The organism is Portibacter marinus (assembly GCF_021533195.1).
Lineage (GTDB): Bacteria > Bacteroidota > Bacteroidia > Chitinophagales > Saprospiraceae > Portibacter > Portibacter marinus.
In genome coordinates, this window is record NZ_JAJNKB010000001.1 from 833,031 (window position 1) to 857,050 (window position 24,020).

17 protein-coding genes are annotated in these 24,020 nt (G+C 39.4%); 13 read left to right on the forward strand and 4 right to left on the reverse strand.

Going from position 1 to position 24,020, the window contains the following annotated elements; genetic code table 11:
• Nucleotides 1-3: 3 nt before the first annotated feature.
• The 10 genes from L2567_RS03465 to L2567_RS03510 all read left to right on the forward strand — a co-directional run bounded on the left by L2567_RS03465 (nucleotide 4) and on the right by L2567_RS03510 (nucleotide 14,585).
• A complete protein-coding gene (locus tag L2567_RS03465) occupies nucleotides 4-1,458 on the forward strand; it encodes an MBL fold metallo-hydrolase (protein WP_235296302.1) in 1,455 nt (484 codons plus the stop codon).
• A 127-nt stretch (nucleotides 1,459-1,585) separates the two neighbouring features.
• Complete coding sequence (locus L2567_RS03470) at nucleotides 1,586-3,334, forward strand: SulP family inorganic anion transporter (RefSeq protein ID WP_235296303.1); 1,749 nt, start codon at nucleotides 1,586-1,588, stop codon at nucleotides 3,332-3,334.
• A 63-nt stretch (nucleotides 3,335-3,397) separates the two neighbouring features.
• A complete protein-coding gene (locus L2567_RS03475) occupies nucleotides 3,398-4,000 on the forward strand; it encodes an HAD family hydrolase (RefSeq protein WP_235296304.1) in 603 nt (200 codons plus the stop codon).
• A 143-nt stretch (nucleotides 4,001-4,143) separates the two neighbouring features.
• Nucleotides 4,144-4,674 carry a peptide-methionine (S)-S-oxide reductase MsrA gene (gene msrA, locus L2567_RS03480; RefSeq protein ID WP_235296305.1) on the forward strand — a complete coding sequence of 177 codons (531 nt, stop codon included), beginning with the start codon at nucleotides 4,144-4,146 and terminating at the stop codon, nucleotides 4,672-4,674.
• Nucleotides 4,674-5,039, forward strand: a complete 366-nt coding sequence (locus L2567_RS03485; protein ID WP_235296306.1) for a methionine-R-sulfoxide reductase — start codon at nucleotides 4,674-4,676, stop codon at nucleotides 5,037-5,039. Before msrA ends, L2567_RS03485 begins: the two co-directional genes overlap by 1 nt.
• 328 nt (nucleotides 5,040-5,367) lie before the next feature.
• On the forward strand, nucleotides 5,368-8,349 hold the full coding sequence (locus L2567_RS03490) for a SusC/RagA family TonB-linked outer membrane protein (protein WP_235296307.1): 2,982 nt from the start codon (nucleotides 5,368-5,370) through the stop codon (nucleotides 8,347-8,349).
• A 33-nt stretch (nucleotides 8,350-8,382) separates the two neighbouring features.
• Entirely contained in the window at nucleotides 8,383-9,951 is a 1,569-nt protein-coding gene (locus tag L2567_RS03495; RefSeq protein ID WP_235296308.1) for a RagB/SusD family nutrient uptake outer membrane protein, read from the forward strand.
• A 94-nt stretch (nucleotides 9,952-10,045) separates the two neighbouring features.
• Nucleotides 10,046-11,419, forward strand: coding sequence for a cytochrome-c peroxidase (locus L2567_RS03500; RefSeq protein ID WP_235296309.1), 1,374 nt, complete (start codon nucleotides 10,046-10,048; stop codon nucleotides 11,417-11,419).
• A gap of 10 nt (nucleotides 11,420-11,429) precedes the next feature.
• On the forward strand, nucleotides 11,430-13,325 hold the full coding sequence (locus tag L2567_RS03505; protein ID WP_235296310.1) for an FG-GAP-like repeat-containing protein: 1,896 nt from the start codon (nucleotides 11,430-11,432) through the stop codon (nucleotides 13,323-13,325).
• Complete coding sequence (locus tag L2567_RS03510; RefSeq protein ID WP_235296311.1) at nucleotides 13,326-14,585, forward strand: T9SS type B sorting domain-containing protein; 1,260 nt, start codon at nucleotides 13,326-13,328, stop codon at nucleotides 14,583-14,585.
• A 5-nt stretch (nucleotides 14,586-14,590) separates the two neighbouring features.
• Here the strand turns inward: L2567_RS03510 and L2567_RS03515 are convergent, their stop codons facing one another.
• The gene (locus L2567_RS03515) at nucleotides 14,591-15,793 is read right to left on the reverse strand and encodes a M14 family metallopeptidase (protein ID WP_235296312.1); all 1,203 of its coding nucleotides are present in this window, start codon (nucleotides 15,791-15,793) and stop codon (nucleotides 14,591-14,593) included.
• Nucleotides 15,794-15,894: 101 nt separating this feature from the next.
• Between L2567_RS03515 and L2567_RS03520 the strand changes: the two genes are divergently transcribed.
• Complete coding sequence (locus tag L2567_RS03520) at nucleotides 15,895-16,560, forward strand: M50 family metallopeptidase (RefSeq protein ID WP_235296313.1); 666 nt, start codon at nucleotides 15,895-15,897, stop codon at nucleotides 16,558-16,560.
• Nucleotides 16,538-16,897, forward strand: coding sequence for a DUF1801 domain-containing protein (locus L2567_RS03525; protein WP_235296314.1), 360 nt, complete (start codon nucleotides 16,538-16,540; stop codon nucleotides 16,895-16,897). Before L2567_RS03520 ends, L2567_RS03525 begins: the two co-directional genes overlap by 23 nt.
• Before the next feature lie 329 nt (nucleotides 16,898-17,226).
• Here L2567_RS03525 and L2567_RS03530 read toward each other — a convergent pair whose 3' ends face one another.
• From L2567_RS03530 to L2567_RS03540, 3 genes are all read right to left on the reverse strand, one after another.
• Nucleotides 17,227-18,681 (reverse strand): alpha/beta hydrolase family protein, encoded by a 1,455-nt coding sequence (locus tag L2567_RS03530; protein WP_235296315.1) that lies wholly within the window; start codon nucleotides 18,679-18,681, stop codon nucleotides 17,227-17,229.
• A gap of 226 nt (nucleotides 18,682-18,907) precedes the next feature.
• Complete coding sequence (locus tag L2567_RS03535) at nucleotides 18,908-20,044, reverse strand: tetratricopeptide repeat protein (RefSeq protein WP_235296316.1); 1,137 nt, start codon at nucleotides 20,042-20,044, stop codon at nucleotides 18,908-18,910.
• Nucleotides 20,045-20,620: 576 nt separating this feature from the next.
• Nucleotides 20,621-21,913: a serine hydrolase domain-containing protein gene (locus tag L2567_RS03540; RefSeq protein WP_235296317.1), complete on the reverse strand. Its 1,293-nt coding sequence runs from the start codon at nucleotides 21,911-21,913 to the stop codon at nucleotides 20,621-20,623.
• Between the two features lie 376 nt (nucleotides 21,914-22,289).
• On the opposite strand from L2567_RS03540, the gene L2567_RS03545 reads away from it, so the two are divergent.
• Nucleotides 22,290-24,008 carry a mechanosensitive ion channel family protein gene (locus L2567_RS03545; RefSeq protein ID WP_235296318.1) on the forward strand — a complete coding sequence of 573 codons (1,719 nt, stop codon included), beginning with the start codon at nucleotides 22,290-22,292 and terminating at the stop codon, nucleotides 24,006-24,008.
• Nucleotides 24,009-24,020: the final 12 nt, after the last annotated feature.

The following is a 24,020-nucleotide window of genomic DNA, read 5'->3' on the forward strand; positions in this document are numbered from 1 at the left end:
AAAATGAAAGTTGAACAAATATACACGGGCTGTCTTGCACAAGGAGCATATTACATAAAGTCAGCCAATGAGGCCGTTATTATAGATCCACTAAGAGAGACTCAGCCTTATATCGAAAAATTAGAACAAGATGGCGTCAAACTTAAATATATTTTTGAGACCCATTTTCACGCAGACTTTGTCTCAGGACATATAGACCTTGCTAAAAAGACCGGAGCAACCATTGTTTACGGTCCTATGGCAGAGACTTCCTATGATATATACTCAGCAAAGGATGGGGAAGTATTAGAGGTAGGTGATGTCTCATTCACTGTGCTCCATACACCTGGACACACTATGGAAAGTTCTGTCTACCTACTGAAAGACCAAGATGGTAAAGATTATGCCATTTTCACCGGTGATACCTTATTTCTAGGTGATGTGGGAAGACCTGACCTGGCTATCAAACAAGGATCTGTAACTGAAAAAGACCTCGCCGGATACCTTTACGACAGTCTTAGAAATAAGATTATGCCACTTGCGGATGACGTCTTAGTTTATCCTGCTCATGGAGCTGGATCTGCTTGTGGCAAGAACTTAAGCAAGGATACCTGGGGCGTCTTAGGCGATCAAAAGAAAAACAACTACGCTTTGCGTGAAGATATGACTAAGGCTGAGTTTATTGAAGAAGTGACATCAGGACTAACTCCTCCACCACAGTATTTTCCAAAGAATGCCATGATGAATAAGGCTGGCTACACCAGCTTTGACCAGGTTCTTGAGCGTGGAGCTGTACCGTTGACACCAGCCAAATTTGAAGAAATAGTTGAACATCAGGATGCGCTCATGTTAGACACCAGAACACCTGATGAGTTTGCTCAAGGGCATATTCCCAATTCAATTTACATTGGAATCAGGGGAAGTTTTGCGCCCTGGGTAGGTGCTCTAATCACAGATATTAATCAACCCATAGTCATCATAGCAAATGAAGGAAAAGCTGAAGAAGTCGTGACCAGATTGGCGCGCGTAGGTTATGACAACACTTTGGGTTACTTGGAAGGTGGTTTAGAGGCCTGGAAAAAAGCAGGCAAAGAAGTAGATCATATTGAATCTATAAGTCCTGAGGAATTTGAGCAAAGGATGAATAAGGGTAAGATTGAAAATATTTTGGATGCCAGAAAACCATCTGAATATCTCGCTCATCATGTCAAGGGAGCTGTAAATTTCCCGTTGGACTATGTCAACAAGAACATGGATAAGTTATCGGACCAAGGTACTTATTATATCCATTGTGCAGGAGGGTATCGATCTATGATTATGTCATCCATTCTACAGGCCAGAGGTGTCAGAAACATCGTTGACATCAAAAAAGGATTTAAAGGCTTGGAAGAAAACGGAAATATACCACTCAGTGTCTACCAATGTCCCAGCGATATGACGCAGGAAGAGCTTGATGAACTGGTAGCTGCTGTTAGCTAGCCTTTCAAAGTAAGAAGATTGGAACGCACTAAGTTTGAATTGTGAGTTGAAGATTTTATTTTCACGCAGATGAGTGCTGACATTGTTTTTTCCAAGGGAGCGTCAATCAATTACAAATAGAAGATCGATGAAAACATCTTTGTTTGCTGATTTGAAGCGCTACAGTCTTAAAAAATTAGGAGGAGATCTAATCGCAGGTCTTACAGTGGCGGTGATCCTTATACCACAGGGGATGGCCTATAGTTTGTTGGCCGGTCTAAAACCTATTTATGGTTTATACGCGGCTTTAGTCCCATTGCTCATTTTTCCATTTCTTACGACTTCAAAATACTTATCTATCGGGCCGGTAGCATTGATGTCCATTATCATATTGGGTGGAGTTTCAGCAATAGCAGAACCGGGAACTTCGGAATACCTTGGCCTGGTCATCGCATCTTCCTTTATTGCAGGAATATTTCAGATTGCCTTTTCTTTTATGAAATTGGGCAACCTGACCAACTTTTTATCCAAACCTGTGATGAGTGGATTTATTTCTGCTGCTGGAGTAATCATAGCCATCAGCCAGCTTAAATTTTTATTCAGTCTGGAACTTCCCAGAAGAGTGTCAGTTATCAATATGGTAAAAGACCTTGCAGGTGATATTACCAATGTTAATTGGTTTTCACTTGCAATAGGTTTAGGAGCCATGTTGATCATCATATTTTTAAAGAAAATCCACAAAGCCATTCCAGGCGCTCTGATCGTAGTGATCTTAGGCATCATCTTATTGACAGGTTTCGATTTAGAACAAGAAGGGGTCCCCATTATTGGTGAAATGCCTCGCGGTCTACCAGATGTCAGTCTTGCATTCTTTCAGTCCAAAAACATCATCGAATTGTTACCTACTTGTTTAATCATCGCATTGATCGGTTTTGTAGGCAGTTATTCAATTTCCAGGACAGTAGGCAGATTAGAAGAGCAGCTAGCCGTTCAACCCAACAGAGAATTGTTTGCCTTGGGTCTTTCCAAGGTGATTGGCAGTTTTTTCTCTGCGATGCCAAGTACGGGATCTTTTACCCGTTCGGCCATCAACTATGAAGTGGGCGCGCGAACTCAGATATCCAGTCTCATCACTGGGTTAATATTGGTCGTTACATTGCTTTATTTCAATAATGCCTTTTATTATTTGCCGGAACCCATTTTGGCAGGAATAGTGATCACTTCTGTTTTCAGCCTGATCGATATCAATCAGGCTCGTCGACTGTATCTGATTGATCGCAGAGATTTCATCGTATTTTTTATCACCTTTATTTCTACATTACTCTTCGGAATCACAACGGGAGTGATCATGGGTGTTTTGTCATCTTTTACTGATATTATGTTTAGAACTCGCAAGCCATCATATGCCATATTGGGCAAACTTGAAAACACTTCAGTTTATAGAAATATCAACCGTTATCCTGAAGCCATTCCACACCGGGACATCTTGATTTTTAGGTTTTCCCAATCTTTATATTTTGCCAATGCAAGCATGATGATCGATGCATTGCAAAAGGAAAGAGGAGTTTACCAAGAAATTGAATACGTGATTATTTCATTTCCAACATTTGCGGTGCCGGATGCAACGGCCACTTTCTATTTTTTCAGGCTTGAAGCATATTGCCGTTCGAATGACTTACGTCTCATCTTCACTGACCTCACAGGACCTGTCAGGGACCACTTTAAAAGGGTCGGCTTCACTGAGAAATTGGGAGAGGAAAATTTCTTTCTTACGGTAAAAGATGCTTGCGATGCCATTCACAATGGTGATGTCGGTCAGGAATTGAGCAAAGATTATTCTAAACAAGCCAATCGATATAAGCGCAGACCTTCGATTTCTCCAAAATTTTGGGAATAGCCGTTTCCAATCTGCAACATTTATCGCATATGGCAGTTCTAATAGCTTTCAAACCATATTTGCATGATCGAAGAGATAATTAAACAAATCACACCTGATATCAAAGCCTTGATTTTTGATCTGGATGGAACTCTGGCAGATACTATCCCCTTGCATCTCCAGGCCTGGCAAGAGGCTGGCTCTCAGCTTGGATTTCACGTTACTAAAGAAATGATCCTTGATCATTCGGGAACACCAACCATCAAAGTGGCAGAAATTTTAGGTAAAGAGTACCATTGGACCATTGACCCTGAAACTATTACGGAAGCAAAGCTGGCCAACTATAAGAGAATCAAAATAAAGCATGGCAAGGTGCAACCTATTCAACCCATTCTCAAAATAGCTCATCAATATCGAGGAAAGTTGCCTATGGGAGTAGGTACTGGCTCGACCAGGTCTGGGGCTTTAAAATCATTGGAAGATATTGAGGCCGTTGATTTATTTGATATCATCGTTACTGCATCGGATGTTCAAAATCCTAAGCCTCATCCAGAAACTTTTATGCGGAGTGCCCAGTATTTTGGTTTTCAACCAGAAGAATGCATGGTCCTTGAAGATGGTGCTGCAGGTATCAAGGCTGCAAAAGAAGGTGGCTTTAAACTCATAGATATTAGGGAATACCTATAAGGACCTTTTGGATTTCAAATCAATACTGAATCTCTCACTTAGCAGTAATACCTTTTTCACCAAAGCATCATCTTGCCAATGGTTGGAATCACAGGGTGATTGAACTTATCTGACCACCATCCGTTTAGAATAAAATTTGATTTATGGAAAAAGCTATATTGGCAGGAGGTTGTTTTTGGTGCACCGAGGCCGTTTTTCAGGATATCATAGGAGTAGAAAAGGTGGTATCAGGTTATATTGATGGACATGTTAAAGAACCTGGTTATCGTGAAGTATGCAGTGGCACGACCGGACATACAGAGGCCATTGAAATCACCTATGATCCCGAAGTCATTACATACGAAGAGCTATTGGAAATTTTCTGGACTACTCATGACCCCACTACTTTAAACCGACAGGGAAATGATGTGGGTACTCAGTACAGGTCTGGAATATATACACATTCTGATGAACAGCAAAATATTGCTGAAAAATCTAAAAAGGAGGTGGCCACTCAAATATGGGATGATCCAATCGTCACTGAAATAAAACCCGCTAAAATCTTTTATCCGGCAGAACCTTATCATCAAAATTATTACAAGCGTAATTCACATGTAGGTTATTGCGCTGTAGTGGTCGCTCCCAAGGTGGCTAAAGCCCGACAAAAATTTGCAAACAAAATAAAAGCAGCATAATGGCAGAATACAATGACCTGACACCAGAGGAAGAAAGAGTTATCATTCATAAAGGAACAGAGAGACCCTTTACAGGAGAGTACGATAAGCACACTGAGAAAGGAACGTACATCTGTAGAAGGTGTGAAGCACCGTTGTATAAATCAGAAGACAAGTTTGATTCAGGCTGTGGGTGGCCATCCTTTGATGATGAAATACCAGGGGCTGTAAAAAGAGTGAAAGATGCTGATGGAAGGCGGGTAGAAATTATATGTGAGAATTGTGGAGGACATTTAGGTCATGTTTTTGAAGGAGAGCGGTTGACGCAAAAGAACACCAGACATTGCGTAAACTCTATCAGTATGAAATTCATTCCTGAGCAATAGGCTATATATTTGCTAATGTGGCGAGCTTTATCCATGATAATAGTCAGATAGTCCATATTTGCTACTTATATATTCTATTTCTGTATAATAACTCAAAAATATTTGGTTTAAGATTACTTTAAAATAAAATTTTAAGATACATTAGAATTCTATTGTCCAATGACCGTATAAGTGTTAGTAATATTTCGATATGAAAACCATTAGCATACAATAGATTTGGTTAATTCTTTTGAACACTTAAATTTTATTACTTATGTTTAGAGCTAAACTCTCACGAAAATTTCATTACACACTCTACTTACTTTTTCTGTGTTTATCATGCCATTTTATGCATGCACAGACGACCGTTTCAGGTGTGGTTACGGATAATTCCGGAGAACCACTCATCGGTGCCACTGTGTTGGAACAAAACACAAACAATGGAACCGTTACTGATATTGACGGTACCTATTCCATTTCCGTTGGAAATAATGCGACTCTGGTTTTCACCTATGTTGGTTATCGAGAACAGGAGATCGCCGTTGATGGGCAAAGCAACATTAATGTTAGTCTTACACTCGATGCAGCACAACTTGCAGAAGTTGTCGTTACAGGCTATGGCAGTCAGAAAAAATCTAATTTAACCGGTTCTGTAGGTGTCGTAGATGCCGCGACCATTGAGGCCAGGCCGATCACAAGTGCTTCACAAGCTTTACAAGGTCAGGTGAGTGGAGTCTGGATTAATCAGGCTTCTGGAGAACCAGGTCAGGATGGTGCAACCATCAGGATCAGAGGAATTGGAACACTGAATAATCCTAATCCATTGGTTTTGGTGGATGGTATTGAAGCGCCTTTTGATAGTGTTGACCCCAATGATATCGCTTCTATTACTGTTTTGAAAGATGCAGCTTCTGCTGCTATCTACGGTTCTCGGGCAGCTAATGGTGTGGTATTGGTCACTACTAAAAGAGGAAAGAAAAACTCAAAGCCTGTCTTTAATTATACAGGTTATGGTGGAACCTCTGAAGTCAATTCAACTCCAGGTTATATTTGGGACACTCAGGAATTTATGGAGCTGAGAAATGAAGCAGATGTCAACTCAGGAAATCAACCTTTATATCCTCAGGAGATCATCAATAAATACTCTGGTTCAAATGCTCCCAATACCAATTGGTTTGATGCTATCTTAAAACCAGGCAGAATTCAACAACATAGCCTTTCTGCCAGAGGAGGAAGTGAAAATACGAACTTTAACATTTCGATTGGATACCTTGAAAACCAAGGTGTTGTTACTGGAGTACAAGGAACAGAAAGATATAATGCCAGGTTAAATCTCGACACTGATGTTACCGACAAGTTTGGTATGGGTGGTAGTTTTTACATCAGCAGACAAGTTTCCGATTTGGACAATGTGGGCCAGGATGGAGGTGTTCTTGCACGAGCAACTCGTTTAGGACCGAATTTTCCTGCATACACGGATGATGGACGAATAGCTGATAGAGCCAGAGATCTGGATGCCATCGAATTATCGACTCCTAATATCCTTGCTGAAGTCTTGGCTTTAAATAGACTACTAAAAGAAAACACATTCTTGGGTAATTTTTATGCAGAATATGAGCCTATTCAGAACTTGACAGTTCGAGGCACATTTGCTGCTAATTACATCCAGAACAACAATCGGTTTTTCAATCGCCGAATCGAAACATTTGACCACGAAACGGGTGATTTGGGCCTAATTTGGCTTGAAAATAGAAATCTTACACTTCAAAGTCGTGAGCGACTACAATTGACTTCCTGGTTACAGGCTACCTATGAAAAATCCATTGGTGCCAACAACTTTAAAGTAATACTTGGAGCAAATCAGGAAAGCTACAATGATCAGCAGTTTCAGGCCAGTAGAAGTGAGTTACCGAGTAATTCATTAGCTGCGTTGGATACGGGTAATCCAGAAACTTCCACAAATGGTGATTTCGTTGGACAATGGGCCATGAGATCCATTTTTGGTCGAATTAATTACGATTTTTTGAACAAGTACTTATTTGAAGTCAATGTCAGAAGAGATGGATCATCGAGGTTCGGATCTAATAACAGATGGGCCACTTTTCCTTCATTCTCAGCTGGATGGGTTATTTCAGAAGAGCCATTTTTTAATTCTACAGTAATTGATTTCTTTAAAATCAGAGCTTCATGGGGACAGTTAGGTAACCAGAACATCGGTAACTATCCTTTTGCTTCGGCTATTTCTTTCAGTCCTGCCTATAGCTTTGGAGGACAAATTGTAGGTGCAGCAGCGCAGACTTCCCTGGGTAATCCAGATATAAGATGGGAAACCACCACTCAGTCTGATTTAGGTGTAAACATGTCTTTATTGAATGGTAAAGTGAGTATTGAAGGAGATTACTTCATCAGAAATGCTTCCGATATCTTATTCAACCAGAATAATCCAGGAGTTACAGGTGTGCGATCACCAACTACTGTGAATATTGCTGAAGTAAGAAATACAGGTTGGGAAGCATCTGTCAACTATAGAGAGAATATCAACAAATTCGGATTTAATATCGGAGGAAACGTCACCAATGTACGAAGTGAAGTTTTAAGTATAGATCCGTCTCTGGCTGGAGATGCTGACAGAGTAATTCAAGGACAATTTATTATTCAAAGAGGAGCTCCTATTAATGCTCTTTATGGATTAAATGCAGTCGGAATTTTCAATACACAAGCTGAAATTGAAGCCGCACCTGATCAAAGCGCATTTGGTACACCTACCCCCGGTGATCTTCAGTATGAAGATTTCAATAATGATGGTGTCATTACGGCAGACGACAGACATGTGCTTGGACAAGATAATCCTACTTGGTTATATGGAATTAATATGGGTGCCAATTTTGCCAATTTTGATATTGCAGCGATTTTTCAGGGAATTGCTGATGCACAGACCTTCGAAACAGGTAGATTTTATGCGCCATTCGCTAACAGTGGTGGAGCTTCTGTTATCTGGAGAGATCGTTGGACACCAGAAAATACAGATGCCTCCCTACCAAAAATTAGAATTGCACAAGGGGGTGTTAACAACAATGTGAATCATTCTTGGTTTATCAATGAAAGGTCTTATTTTAGGTTAAAGAACTTACAAATAGGCTATAATTTGCCTCAAAGCATGTTAGATAACAATTTCATGGAGAGTTTGCGCATTTACGTCAATGGAACAAACCTATTGACCTGGACGAATTTCATCGGTTTTGATCCCGAGCAAGAGCCAAGAACAACGAATGGAACAGCGATTTATCCTCAATTGCGCATCATCACAGGAGGTATAAATCTAAGATTCTAAGATCAATCGTAATTAAAACATAAAATAATTCAAATGAAAATTTTTAATAAATATATACTCACAGGGCTCGTTGTGCTGATTGGCTTTTCGAGCTGTGATAAAGATTTTTTACAGAGAACACCTTTAGACCAGGGTAGTGTCGAAGGATTTTTTGAGACTCAGGAAGACGTCATTAGAGCCATCAATGGTATTTACGATGTTTTTCAGGGATCCATATGGGGTGGTTCTTTTTATTGGATGCACCAAAACTTTGATATTCTAACTGATAATGGCGTGGGATGCTGCCCTTGGGAAGCACAATATACTACGATCGCAGAAGGTCAACATAATCCTGGTACAGGTGGAATCATCAACTTCAAGTGGGATTTCGGATATGAGGGAATCTTCAGGGCTAATTCAGTTCTGGAAAATATGGGAAATGTTGGCTTAGATCAAGGGACATTGACTCAATATGAAGCAGAGGTGCGATTTCTGAGAGGATTGATTTACCAGGAGATGACCACGCTATTTGGTGATCTTCCTTTGATTACCACGGTCCTAACCAGAGATGAAGGGCTGGAAGCTACCAGAGCTCCTAAAGCTCAAGTGCTTGCTCAGATTTATGAAGATTTAGATTTTGCTGAAGCTAACTTGGATTTGACTCCTAACAATGGAGACATAGGAAGACCTACTAAGCAGTCTGCCATTGCTGTAAAGGCAAGACTTAAAATGTACAATGGAGATTGGGCTGGAGCAGCTGCTGAGGCCAAGAAGATTATGGATCTTTCTGCTGCAAATCCTAACTTGATCGGATTGGTAGACAATTATATAGATGTATTTAGTCCTACCAATGAGAATAACAAAGAGGTTCTTTTTGATATACAATATACCGGAGGAACTCAAGGGGAAGGTAATTTCATGCAAGTTGCATTGGCTCCGGGACCAGAAGGTACACCTGGTAATGGTTGGGGTTCGATTACGCCTACAGATCAGTTGGCCAATGCATTTTACATGCGTGATGGTCTGCCAGCTGATGAATCACCGCTCTTCGATGCGGATAATCCCTACATGAACAGAGATCCAAGGTTGTACGACAATCTTTTTGTACCTGGAATCAGTACATGGAGAGGCGAAACATTCGACGCGTCATTGGCAGGATTTTCTCCATACTTCGCCATTAGAAAATGGGTAGATCCAGAAGCTACAATTGGTGAAAATGGTTGTTCTTGTAATGAAACCAATGTTATCCTATACAGATATGCTGACATTTTAATGATTTATGCAGAATCCATGAATGAACTGAACGGGCCCACTGATGAGGTGTATGAAGCCTTAAATGCTGTGGTAACTAGAGCTGGAATGCCAGCTTATGAGCCAGGTCATTCTCAGGATGAAATGAGGGAGGTCATTCATCACGAAAGGCATGTCGAATTTCCTTGGGAAGGAACCAGATATCATGACTTAATCAGATGGAGAAAAGCAGCTGAAACGATTCCTACTGTGACGCTCTTTGGTGAATCATTAGATGATAGACAATTTATTACACCTAAGCATTATTTATGGCCTGTGCCACAGAAGGAAATTGACTTAAATCCAAATTTGTCACAGAATCCAGGTTATTAAAATTACAGAGATTCATAAAAATTAAGATATTAAAGTGGAACACTATTAAATTAGTGTTCCATTTTGTTCATTAATATAGACTTATTTTCAGAAAATGAAGTTCTCTTACAAATCACCTTTTATCTGCGTTTCGATCATCTTTATATTGATGTCTTGTAAGGAAGATATTATTGGGCCTATGGATCCAACGGATGAATTTGAAACATTAGATGAGGAGCTCATTAGTTATTTGAAAGAGAAAGCACCAAATGGCTCTGTTGACTACTTCAGTTTACCACAGAGTACGGATTTACAGAATATACCAGCGGATCCAAAAAACAATCTGACGTCGGCAAAGATCAACCTCGGGAAGATGCTGTTTCATGAAACAGGAATCGGGATCATTCCGAAAAATCAAAATAGTGCAGGCACTTATTCATGTGCTTCATGTCACCATTCAAAAGCCGGTTTTCAAGCAGGTATCAAACAAGGTATTGGCGAAGGTGGAATTGGATTTGGCAATAATGGGGAAGCCAGAGTTGTTGACGAGGCTTATGGATTCGACTTTCTGGATATTCAACCTATCCGTTCACCCTCTATCTTAAATACAGCTTACCAAACCGTTATGTTGTGGAATGGACAATTCGGCGCTACTGATGTCAACATTGGCACAGAAGATCAATGGGCATTACGAAGTCCGAAGGAAATTAATTACCTGGGATTTGAAGGATTAGAAAGCCAGGCCATTGCTGCGCTGAAGATTCATCGACTAAAAGTGACCGAATGGATCGTGGAAGAACTCGGCTATAAGGAGCATTTCGATACCGCATTCCCTGACATTCCAGCTGAGGAGAGATATAATGATACCATTGCCGGTCTGGCTATTGCTGCTTACGAACGAATTGTACTAGCTGACGAAGCTCCATTTCAGTTATGGTTAGATGGCGATGCTGATGCCATGACTGAGCAAGAGAAAAAAGGAGCCATCCTATTTTTTGGAAAAGCGAATTGTGTGCAGTGTCATACAGGACCGAGCTTGAGTACCACTGAGTTTTACGCACTGGGTATGAAAGACTTTAGTGGTGAACATATCTCCCCTACCATTGCTCAGGACTTCTTTACAAGTGCACAAGGTAGAGGTGGATTCACAGGAGATGATAATGATTTGTATAAGTTTAAGGTGCCTCAATTGTATAATCTTACCGATTCTCCTTTTTATGGCCATGGAGGCAGCTTTACTAGTATAGAAGATGTTATAAACTATAAGAACGAGGCCATAGCAGAAAATCCCGCAGTACCCTCAGAAAAATTGTATTCCGGTTTTGTTCCTAAAAACCTAACTGACGAAGAAGTAGATCAGATCACAGCTTTTGTTGAAAACGCATTGTACGATCCAAATTTGGAAAGATATGTACCTGAGTCTTTACCCTCAGGTCTGTGTTTTCCCAATAATGACGAACAGTCCAGGATGGACCTGGATTGTAATTAATCTTTAAGTAATGAAAAAGCATTATCCTATTATACTCATCTTATTGGTTACCCATAGCCTTTTTGGCCAGAGCAGCTTTACGGAAGTTTCGAAGGAAGCAGGTATTAATCATGCTTTCGTTGTGGATCAAGCGACTTTTGGGGGTGGAGCGTGTGTGATTGATTTTGACAATGACGGTTGGGAAGATGTATACATTACAGGAGGACTCATTAAAGATGCGCTCTATAAAAACAATGGAGATGGTAGTTTTACGAATGTGATTGACAAAATGGGCTTTGAAAATGTTTTTGAAACCAACACCCAAGGCGTCACTGCGGCAGATGTAAACAGAGATGGCTTTAAGGATCTTTTGGTTACGACCATGAATTTTTTATCAACCGAAAGAAATTCAGCACCCAACTTTTTATTCATCAACAATGGCGATGGTACATTTTCTGATCAAACGAAGGAATGGGGTCTTGATCAATACACCAGTAACAGCACAGGGGCCAGTTTTGGGGACATCAACAAGGACGGCTATCCCGATTTATATGTGTCTAATTATTATTCTTCATCACCGATAGGAATCAATATTTATAATGAATCGACCATCACCAACTCATTTGTCCCAGCATACGATTTCCTATTTCTGAATACGGGAGGAGAAAGCTTTATTGAAGTCAGTGAAGCCTATGGGGTCAATCACCAAGGATTTGGTTTTCAGGGAGTTTTCAGTGATTTTGATAATGACAGAGACTTAGATCTACATGTCGTTAATGATTTTGGTTTCAAGAAGACACCTAACAGGATGTATAGAAATGAATATCCTAGAAAGAAACTTTTAGAGAGAAGCAATAGTCTTAGGCTGAATTATGGCATGAATGCGATGGGAATAGCCTTCGCAGATGTTAATTTAGATGGTTGGATGGATTATTTTGTGACCAACTTATCCACCAGTGTTCTGGTCTACAATAAAAGAAATGGAGAAGGTTTTGAGGATATGACAGTTCAGGCCAATGTGGCTATACCAACTATTACGGATGAAGAATATTCGGGACCACCCATCAGTTGGGGAGCCAATTTTTTCGATTTTGATCACGATATGGATGAGGATTTATTCGTCTGTAATGGTGCTTTAAATCCTACCATCCGACTTAATCCTAATCTGTTTTTCAGAAATGACGGAGGTCGATTTCAAGAGGTGGCCAAAGAATATGGACTCTTTGATTTTAGAATAGGAAGAGGATCAGTCGTTTTCGATTATGACAAAGACGGAGATTTAGATTTACTGGTTGTCAATCAGGCACCAAGACAACCTACTACTCTCAATGGAAAATTATTGGAAGCCAGATGTTTGCTCTTACGAAATGATGCCGCAGATGGCAATTGGTTACAAGTAGAATTAGAGGGAATGCATACTGATAAAAATGGTCTTGGAGCAAGAATCGAAGTAGTAGTAGATGATCTGGTTTTGATCAGAGAGATCGATGGAGGTTCCAGCCATTTATCTCAGAACACCACTATTGCCCACTTTGGACTGGGCGATCATGAAGAGGTAAGCAGTGTCACCGTTCATTGGATTGGTGGAGCATTACAACAGCTCTCAAATGTAGATGCCAATCAACGCATTAAAATAACAGAAGATACTGAAACCGGCATAGATCCGGAAATGGAGGTTTCATTTAATGTGACTCCCACCGCATTTCGAAGTCAAGTGACCATTACTTATGAACTTCCTGAATCCCAATCTGCTACTGTCAATCTGTACAGTGCTGATGGGAGGTTGATTGAGACTTTAGTGAATCAGGCGCAAGGCAAAATTGGTGTATTTCAAACCACCATTTCACCGGATTTACCAATGGGAGTTTACTACTTCAGATTGATTTCAGAGAGTGGGAATGTTACCATCCAGGCAGTTAAAGGATAATTGAATTGGTTAAAGACAATATTAATATTTGTTGTTTTTCACACACAAAGTGGACTGGCACAAGAATTTCTTCCTGATGGGGGATTCGAGACGATTGTCAACGATAATTGTATCAATCCTAAAAATGGATTCAATGAAACTGTTTTTTGGTATGCTATTCAGGGCACTCCAGATTTATTTACATCCGATTGTCCCCTACCGGTAACCAACGAGGTTTTCTGGACGGATGGATCACAAGCGGGTGAGGGCTCTAATTTTGTTGGACTCCGATGCAGGGTCAATGCCAATCAGACCTATGTCAGTGAAGGCTTGGCCACAGAGCTCTCAGAACCTCTGGAATCCAACACGGCTTATTTCGTATTATTGAAAGTGAGAAGTAAAGGGTTTTATCAAGGTTTTCCCACTAGTGTCATTTCATGTCCCCTTAAACCAGATAAGAAAATAGAAATTTATACCCACACCGATTCAATCAAGGTTGAAAACGACTTTTCCAATGGCACATCGACAAGCAATGGTGACTTGATTGGGGTTTTAAGATCCGAGGTTTTGACCACAGACCAGGTATTAGAAGAGTGGACCACAATTGGCACTTGCATAAAGCCAGATGTTACTTCCCAATATTTCTCGTTGAGTATGCCCATCGGTAATTTTGGCACCTTTCCACCTTGTGCCGCAGACGATACACAAGGCACTTTTTATTCTTTTTATTTCGAAATGGATGAGGTCCAAATTATTAAACTACCAAAACGACTGGACACCATCACCTATTTGAACGACAACGCACCTCTTGACGTCTATCTTCCTGAATTTTTTGAGATTGAATATCTGAAAGATGTCGAATATAAGTGGACAGATGGATTTGTGGGCAGCAATAGATCTATTTCCACTGAAGGCAACTATATTATTCAAGCGGTCTTAGCGTGTGGAAGCATAGAATTACATTTAGAGGTGTTGCGAGAAGATGGAGCGTTGCCGATTTATATCCCATCTGCATTCTCACCAAACGATGATGGAATAAATGATCGATTTACACTATATCCGTCTCCAGAAATAGCCATTGATGAATTTGACCTACAGATCTTTGATCGATGGGGTAATCAAGTGTTCAAAAGCAAGCATATCGAAGATTCCTGGAATGGTCGAATGCTATCATCAGCGCTGGGGACCGGTGAATACATATATGTTCTCAATTGTCTGATAACAGGAAAATCAGGAACTACAAGGCATCGCAAAAGCGGAAGTCTTGCGATTATAAGATAGTAAGGCTATCTCATAATGAGTAATTTCATCATCTCCTGAGCTGAAACTCGAGCTTTTCGGTCTATAAAATCCCTAGGGGTTTCATCTCCAACTTCGTAAGTCACTGCTTCTGCTCCAAATTGAACGATAAACCAACCCTTAGAGACCGGGCTTTCCAGTGGGTCAGGGTCTTCATATGCATTGCCTTCGCCTAACCGCTCTTCGATGGCCTCTACCCAATAATTTCTAAAATCCATCAGGTGTTCATGCTCGTCCGGATAGGTATAGTAGACATCTTCCTGGGTAGAGTGAAAATCGATGCCAAGAATAACATCTGATCTTCTATCACTGACGTATTCCACGATATGCTGGGCAATCTGCTTTGTCTCCGGTTGACGATAGTATTGCCAATCACGATTCAGATCAATTCCACCTGCATTGTGTCGCCAATGTCCCATATCCACACCATCTGGATTGAGCAATGGATAGACCAATATTCTGTACTTCTTCCTAAAATCTGTTGCTAGTGTTGAGTTGCCCATGACTTCATCTAAATAACTCTGTAAAGCCTTGTATCCGGTCACTTCAGGAGGATGTTGGCGACTTATAAAGACAACCGTTTCAGCTTTCTCATCGAGAGGTTCAGAAACAGCTCCAAAAAGTGATCTGCCTAACTTGGATTTACCCACCTCAAATTGCTCTAGTGCAGTATTTTCGCACACCTGATCGAACCATGCCTTGACTATTTCTGAGTTACTTAGTTCTTGCCCCGAAAAGTAAATGGGCTGAGTGGTTAAATCGACTGTAAAAACGGCCCTTCCGTCTTGAAAGTCTGCAGCTGAACTATCAATGGGTGTCCATTTGATCAAATCAGAACTTAATTTAGGCCAGTAACGATGTTGGTTTTCGCCGTAATCCATGACCAGATGCACCGTCCTGGGTTCTTCGGAGGACATAGTAAATGCATACCACGGACTACTATTGATCGGTCTGTTCTCCGGTAGAATGAGCACCCTGAACGTAGAATCATTGTCTTGCGAGAATTGATTCATTCTAGCACCTTCGAAATCATTGGAAACGGTGACACCATCTATCGTCCATGAACTCTTTTCTTGTACTTCAATGGGCTTGGTGGAGGTATCAATGGGATTTGGAAAGTCATAATTGATCAGCTTGCCACTGGAACAGGCAGCTAGTGCGAAGATGAAAAATAAAAGTAGTAACCTCATTGTTAAAAATTTATCGAGCAAATATATCAATGTATCGAGAAGAATATGAAAATGGGAACGTTATTATTAAATTGGTCATTAATGTATGCAAATGTTTTAATATGAGAAACACTATCGGTAGAGTTCTTCTGATACTGGGAATATATTTGGGATTAAAGTATTTAGGAGGATCGATTGGAGCAAAATTGCTATATCCGATCACCTTATTGGTTACATTCCTCCACGAATTTGGTCATGCGCTCGGAGCAGTCTTAACCGGTGGCAGTGTGGAACAGGTCCAAATTAATCCCAATGGAAGTGGATATACCGTGTCGAGAGGAGGTATCAGGTCAATCATCATTATGGGAGGATATATTGGATCCGCCATTTTGGGAAACCTGCTTTTTTACATAGGGACAAAATCTCAGAAGCTCATCAAACCCATGCTTTATTTACTTTCGGCTGCGATGATGTTTACAGCTTTCTTTTGGTTCAATTCATTCTTCACCACTGGCATATTAATACTTTTCGCGATAGTGCTTGGTTTCATTGGTCTAAAGACTAAATACGGTAGGGAAGTTCTTATGTTTATTGGCTTAGCAAGTATTCTATACATCATCCAGGATTTCAACGTAGGACCTAGTTCAGATCTTGCTGCCTATGCAGACACTATGATTATTTTGCCGGCTACGGTCTGGAAATACATTTGGTTAACCATCGTAGTTTTGCTCTTCATTATAAATATCAGAGCCATATTTAGACCACGTGCCAAAAAGGAAAGTTTATAATATTACTCAGTTTGTAGAAGGTCAATCTGAGTCTGTTGCTGAAATTTGTAGTGTACTCCATGATCTGTTTCTCTCCTACCCTAATGTGAAGTGTTTCATTCGATATAACATTCCTTTTTACGACTACAGAAAATGGGTGTGTTATATTAATCCACTCAAGAAGTCCAATGCTGTAGAATTGGTTTTTTTAAATGGGAAGGTGCTCAAGGAAAGCTTTGAATTTCGTAAAGATAGGGGAAGAAAAATGGTTGCGGGAATAGAAATTGACGAAATCAACGATGCTGTGCTTCAAAATGTGGTGATGGTATGGGAAGAAGCTATTTTGTCGAATAATTGAGGTTAACTATCCGCACGAATCGCTAAATTAAAATGATTTTCATCTATTTTTAGGTCTGGCAAAATTGATTTGCCAGCACGAAGCTTCGCAACTCAGCACTGCCTTCATCTGCAAAAACCAGAATCACTCTATTATCTTTCCTCAACCTCTTCAGGTTAAATCGTGCAAGACCGTTGATACCCGCCTACTAACCTGGCACAATTGATTTGCCAGCGTTCATCTGCAATAAATAGAACTCCGCATTAACCTCACTGCAAAAAGCTTTTAACAGTTTTGTGCCTATCCATTGCAGTAGTGGTAGTTTATAATAATCTAATCATATCAAGACACTATAGGTCAAGCTTTAGTTTTAAATGTATTTCCAACTCAGGGTACAAATTAGGCAATTCAATTAAATCTGCCTCAATACCATTCAAGTATCTATTAAAAAACTTTACAACTAAATCTGAAGTTATCTTTATGGCCCTTGTTGGGTCAATGTTACCTGCTTCATTGAAAACCGGTAAATTAATCATAAAAGGTATATCCATAAAACTTGAATGACCCGAACCCTTAATCTCTGCCAAATAGAAATCTTTTGAACCGCTGTTGTGATAGGCGATATCATTAAAATCGGGGTGATCATCAGCCCAATCCGAGGATAATATTAGAAAAGGTTTATTGAGAGTTGTATCAGCCATTCCCCCCCATTGCACTCCGTCGATGTTTATGCCTGCAGATAATTTTGGATTGTTAAGTAGAGCCTTACCTATTGCTGAACCACCCTGTGAATGACCAAATACACCAATTTTAGATATGTCAGCATGCCCAGTCAAAAAGGTGGTTTCAGACCATATAGGAATTTGGCGAACAATTTCATGTATGTCTTTTTCCCATCGATCGGATATCTCAGATGCATAGTAATTTTTTAGAAGATTGTCAATGGCTTCACGTTTTTCCGTATGGTCTGATGCAATATTAAATTTCTCTGTCGCTTCCCAGGCCATGACTGCCATTTCTTCGTTGTTGTGTTCTTCTTCATATACTTTATTAAAGAATTTCACGTCATTGGGAGGGAACTTTGAACCAACGCTCTCATAAGTATGATTAATATTTAACACTATAAACCCTTGGCTCACAATTTCTTCGATTAAAGCATAATATCCAAAGGCATTTGAGTAGTAACCGTGAGAAAATATTAATATTGGAAAATTACCACTAGCAATCTCTGCTTCTTGTATTGTGTTTGTTTTGACTTTGTTGAGATAATTGAATGTGTTCTCTGGAAGATTGTATTTTTTGGCAAATCCTTTTCGCCCCGCTTCATCAAGGTATGGTTCAACCTTTCCTTCTGAGTCAGTCGTAGGATACCAGATTTTCATTATTAGTTGTCTATTGTCTCCTTCTTCCTTTGTCATATATTCCTCCTCATTAGTGTCAACGACAAAGTACTGAGCACCTACTCGATACTGACCTGCTGGCGTGGGTAATTCAAAAACAGGAAGAGCAAAGGCTAGCAAAAACCCTAATACAAGAATCAAAATTAAAAATCCACCTTTCAAAATTTTCAGTACACGACCACTATTAAAAAAGGATTGACCTTTAACCACAAGAAAAATACATGTTAGATATACAAGGTAGATAGGTATTAACTGCCACCTAACTCCCTCGAAAACATATTGTACGATTAGTAGTGTAATCAAAAAAACTGCTATTACCTTTCGATTACGTTTGATTGCATCTGAACTAAGTGAGAATGGTAAGAGAAAAGCAAGTATCAGAATCAGTATTTCTGTATAACTCATTATGGTCTTTAGTAATTGTTAGCGTTCTTAACTTAGATGAAGTTAAGAACTGAATGGGTGTACATAATCATATTGAACTGTTTACATCTCCCTACCATCTTGGTATAATTCATTTGCCAATGTGCACCTAAATATTAATACCATCTCTTCTTTTCGCATCAGGATTGAGAATGCAAACCAGCAATACTCCACGTCCACTACAATAAAAATATCTACGAGAAGACCCTTAGTTCTTTATTAAAAAAGCAATTTTTCCGCACTGCTCTCCATTTCTGGTCCTCGAAAATTTGAATTCTCTTGATTTACGCAATGCTAAAGAAATCAAACCTGCAGATCCCACTGTCGATTTCTTTTTATTTAATGTAGCACTGGAAACATTTCCACTTTCATCCACACAAACATTGACCACAACCTGCCCAGCCTTATCTGATAAAATCAATATGTCAGGTACCTCTCGAACTTCGCGACTGCCGATTCCATCATATAATTTAATATCCAGGTCTTCATCGATTTCAATGATCTCAACAACAATATCCAGCGGCTCGCCAAAAACCGGATCTTCATCCGGAAATTGACTATCTAAATCATCATCACTGTTTTCATAAATATAATCATCTTCCGAAGCAGAAGTCATTTCATCTCCAGCACTATCGTTCATATCATCTTGTTCATCCATATCCTCTGTGGACAGTACCTCATCTCCAGATAAGATGTTGTCATCTTCTTCCTCCCGTGATCCTGCTGATATTACTTCCTCATCCTCCCCGAGTTCTTCTCCATCATCTTCAGCTACAACTTCAGGTTTTTTAACAGGTTCGTCTTCTATAGGGATTGCGACTCGACTGCAATAAGTAGAGGTATTCTGAGAAGCTCTATCCGACCCTAGTCTTTTGGCTTTGTGCCAGTCTGTACAAGCTGCCACATCATCCTCTATTTCAAAGTACGCATTTCCTCTAAAAAGTAAAGCTTCAGAATTAGCAGGATTTTTCATGATACTATAATCCAAATAGCTAATGGCAATCAATGGGTTCCCCAATTGAAGTTCAGCTTGACCTAAAATCAGGCAAACTTCTTCATTTAAACCGTGAAATTCAATATATGCCAGTCCATCCTTCTTGGCACCTTTATAAGCTCCAAGTGCATACTTTGCACGAGCTCTGTAAATCAATACCTCTTCAAAGGCAGGATCCCCTTTAACGATATCATTATAAATCTGAATGGCTTCATCAAATCTTCCGCTATCAAAAAGATAATTACCCTTCACATATTTGAAACCTGTTTCCTCCTCTACACTTTGAGCGTGTACTGACGTGATTAATGAAAGGATGAGAGAAAGTGCGAATAATATTGTTTGGGTCTTCATACTTGCAATCTTTGTTTGTAACCTTTAGACGAAAGTAAAGAAAGCTAAGTTTCTATTTCATCTTACCTTAAATAAGGTTTAACATTTTAAACTGCGATTTTAGTATGTACAAAAAAAAAGCGCCCAAGATCCTCACCTTGACGCGCTTATTACCCTAAAACTAATTTTTATAAAACACCCTTTGGATATAAGAACCTATTTAAATAAGCCCCCCCTATCCAATGTGCAATTTTTTTTTGAAAAACTTTATTCAGCAATATACCTTATTGATAATCAGCAATATAAACTTTCTGTGAGGTAGAATAAATAATTACAGATCGTCTTATCATTGGTGAACTCTGCAGTAACTTGTCATGGAGATAGATTTTCTGGGGCTGGTCAATGGGACATTTTAGTGCAAAAAAAAAGCGCTCAAGATCCTCATCTTGACGCGCTTATTACCCTAAAACTAATTTTTATAAAACACCCTTTGAATACAAGAAACCTTTAAATCAAATCCCCCCTATTCACTTGCAAAAAAAATCACATTTTTTCTGCAGTACTCCTTTATGTCAATAATACTGTTTTGCAAACTCCCTATTTTAAAGAACTATAGACTATTGAATAAGCTTTTTCCCAAAAATCTCCTCTGGGAAATGGGACTACTTGCGTCATCCCGACGAAAGTAAGCTGCTCTTCTGGATCAATAAAGAACTTAGTATTGAAGTAGCCTCCCCATTCAAAAGTCCCAGGTGATTTCATGGAAGCGGCCTGGCCTGCCTCTGTTTTGAGCTGAAAACCTAAGCCATAAGTTATTCCAGGAGTCTTAGAAAATCCTTTTCCTTCCATATTTAGCATGATCATTTGGTCTGAAGTCATGACCTCAATTGCTTTTCTGGATAAAATCCTTTTTCCATTCCACTCACCATTATTTAAAAGGGCTAAAGTCAGTTTCATATAATCTGCTGCTGTACCAGACATTCCTCCCCCTCCTGCAAAGTGGTTTCTGCCAATGGCCATTGGATAATTGAGAGATTCATCTTCTGACAGAATCAGTTGACCTTGATCATCAAATGTATAAACAGGTACAATTCTTTCATGCTTTTCTTCTGCAATAATGTAACCAGTATCATACATTTCAAGTGGCTCAAGGATGTTCTTCTGTACATAAGCTTCCAGAGACATTGCTGTCACCTTTTCTATGACGCCACCCAATACTTCCATGTTTAGACCATAACTATAGCGATCACCTGGTTCAAAAATCAATGGCACCTTGGCCAATGATTGAATCATCTCAGTAGTACTTAACTCGTCATGAGACAGACCAAAGCCATTGGCACCAAATTCATCATACATGGCTTGAATGGCTCCACCCTTGAACACGCCGTAAGTGATTCCTGAAGTATGCGTTAATAAATGACGAATAGTAATTGGTTTAGATGATGGTTTTAAGGTATAAGTTGAATCCTCATTGTTAATGCTCGTTGCAATCTGCGCATTTTTGAATTCAGGAAAATAGTAATGCAGAGGATCATCTAATAATATCCGACCATTTTCATAGAGTTGCAAGATGGCAACAGTAGTGATCGCTTTGGTCATAGATGCTAATCTGAAAATATCATTCTCGGCATACGCTTCGTTAGTGGCTCTCTTTCCAAATGATTTAGAATAAACGATTTCGCCATTTTTAGAAATCATAAATACACCACCAGGGAGATGGCCATCATCTATGAAGTTCATAATGTGTTGATCTAATAATGCCAATCGTTCTTCAATGATGCCATTGGCATGAACCTTCTGATCGGTAAATAATAGGGCTTCATTTTGAGAGAAAGCAACATTGACCATCAAAACAAGAATCAAAGTGCCCAGTAAACGTCTAAAATTCATAGGAGGAAAAATTATGGTAAAGAAGCTAAGATATCACTTTTAGTGCTAGAGGATATAAGGAAAAAATAGATATGGTCTGGAGATGATGACATAGGTACAAAAAAAAAGCGCCCAAGATCCTCACCTTGACGCGCTTATTACCCTAAAACTAATTTTTATAAAACACCCTTTGGATATAAGACTACACTTTCTTCTTTCCCCCCTATTCCAAGTAAGAAAAAATAGCACTAATTTCTACATTTTTATCTTGTATATATGTAGTGGAATGACTTGCAATCTATTATACAGCTCTATAGAAATAAAAAAAATATAAATTTTTGACTTTCTCTCTTTCCGAACATCGTACACCTAAATAAATTAGATTAATAAAACAATAATGTCTAAAATACAAGCCATCCTATTCCTCCTTCTGACATTCACTTCACTTTTGGTGGCACAGGTGGATGACAATTTGCCCGACAAAGAGGCGGTAATCGATACCTCTGCCGATAAAGAGATTATTCCCGATTATCTCAATGAGTACGATCAAGCTTATTACAAAATTGATTACATTAATAGAGGTCTGGGCGATGTTCCTGTTCCCATGAATCGATTTACTCCACAGGCAGCCATGGAAACTTTTTTTGTATCATGTCGATCCGGTGAATTCGACAGAGCAGCCCATGTTCTTAATCTTAATCTACTCCCTGAGGTTGCTCAAATTAATGAAGCTGAAATTTTAGCCGAAAAACTTTATTATATCATCAATAGGCGATTACAGATTTCATGGAACGATATTCCTGACAGACCTGATGGCCAAATAGATATTGCTGGAGCAGGACAAGATAATATTGCAGGAAAGCCTAGAAGAAACGTTAATATAGGAACGCTAAAATCTGAAGAGAGGGATGTCAAAATTGGCTTACAAAGAGTTAAGGTTAAAGACACCGCTCCATACTGGGTCATATCAGCCCAAACGGTTGAACACATTGAGGAACTCTACAAAGAATTTGGACCAAGTCCATTAAGTCAGGAGATGCCGGACTGGTCAAAAGTGGTGGTGATGGGAATTCAATTGTGGAGAATCCTTGGCTTGATCATACTCATTATTCTTTGCGTTGTCACATTTTTATTAATTAGAGGATTTTTAAAGTATGCTGGCAAAAAATTCGATCACTTCTGGATTTCCAATATTTCAAAAAAGATTGCAACACCCATTGCTTTTTTGACCAGCTTTATCCTGTTTTCTTTTGTATTTGAAAATGTTATTTCTTTATCCGGCTCCTGGTCACCGATCATCTACTCTTTAATGACGGTGTTAATCATAGCAACTTTGATATGGACAATCATCACGACCGTCGATTACGTTTTTAATCTCATCTCAGAGTATCGAATTGATGATATTTCTGATGAAGAAAATCAGTCTTCCAGAGAGTTGTTGACCTACATATCGGTAGGTCGAAAGGTTTTAACATTTGTTCTCATTATTGTCGGAATGGGAATGGTTTTAACACAATTTGATGCATTACAAACGATAGGATTTTCTATGCTTGCATCAGCTGGGGCTGCGACCATCATTTTGGGAATTGCAGCGCAAGGTACTTTAGGAAATTTGTTTGCTGGGCTTCAGATAGCTTTTTCTAATCCCATTAATATCGGGGATACCATTGAATTTGAAGATCATTTTGGTGTCATTGAAAATATAAGATTTACTTATGTAGTCATTAAAACCTGGGATGATAAGAGAGTGATCGTACCATTGCAATATTTTATTTCACAGCCTTTTGAAAATTGGTCTAAAGGATCTGCTCACACTGTCAAGACCATCACCGTTTATGCTGACCCTAGAACTGATGTTGGTAAAGTAAGAGAAAAAGTCATTGAAATCATGAAAGAAAAAGGGGATTACGAAATGGAGCATGAACCAAAAATTGAAGTTACCTCTGTAGATCCTAGATCTGTCGAAATCAGAATTCTTATTCACGGAAAAGATCCCGGTACAGCGTGGGATCATGAAGTTGCACTTCGTGAAGAAATCATCAATTTTGTAGCTAATTATAACGATGGTCAAATGCTCGTGAAAGAAAGACAAATTGAAATCAGTGAAGGCAATTAAGGTAAAATCATA